This window comes from Senegalimassilia anaerobia JC110, assembly GCF_000236865.1.
Lineage (GTDB): Bacteria > Actinomycetota > Coriobacteriia > Coriobacteriales > Eggerthellaceae > Senegalimassilia > Senegalimassilia anaerobia.
This window is the reverse complement of sequence record NZ_CAEM01000073.1, coordinates 1-526: the sequence shown is the minus strand read 5'-3', so window position 1 is coordinate 526 and position 526 is coordinate 1. Positions and strand designations below refer to the sequence as shown.

At 62.0% G+C, this 526-nt stretch carries 1 protein-coding gene; it reads right to left on the bottom strand.

The window, feature by feature from the left end; translation table 11 throughout:
- Positions 1-526 (bottom strand): Fic family protein (locus SFHG_RS00060; protein ID WP_042431963.1); only part of this gene is annotated, 526 nt, incomplete at both ends.

The following is a 526-nucleotide window of genomic DNA, read 5'->3' as shown; positions in this document are numbered from 1 at the left end:
TATAGGAGGAGCAGGGTGAGCAGCCTGCTCATGCGCCCGTTCCCGTCGTTGAACGGGTGGATGCTCACGAAATCGAACACGAACACCAGCGACACGAGGACGGGATCGTACGTTCCGGCTTCGATTTGCGCCCGGTATTCCCTGCAGATGGCGTCTACCGCCGCCGGAGTCGCGGCGGCGCTCGTGGGCCTGAACCTCGCGACCATCTCCCCGCTGGCCGACCTCTCGGCGATCACGTTGTCGGAATCCTTCCACCTTCCTGCGAACGAGTCGCCAGTGAACCTGTACAGGTCGCGATGGAGCTGCAGGATCACGCCGGGCGTCACGGGCACGGCATCGTGCCTTTCGTGGATCGTGTCGAGCACGAACCTGTATCCGGCTATCTCGCGCTCGTCTCGGTTCTTCGGCTCGGCCTTCTCGGCCATCAGGTCGCGAAGCCTTTTGTCCGAGGTCGCGATATTCTCGATCTTGTTTGACGCGCTCGTGCTCTGTATTTTCGCGACCTCGACGAGGCTTTCCAGCACGT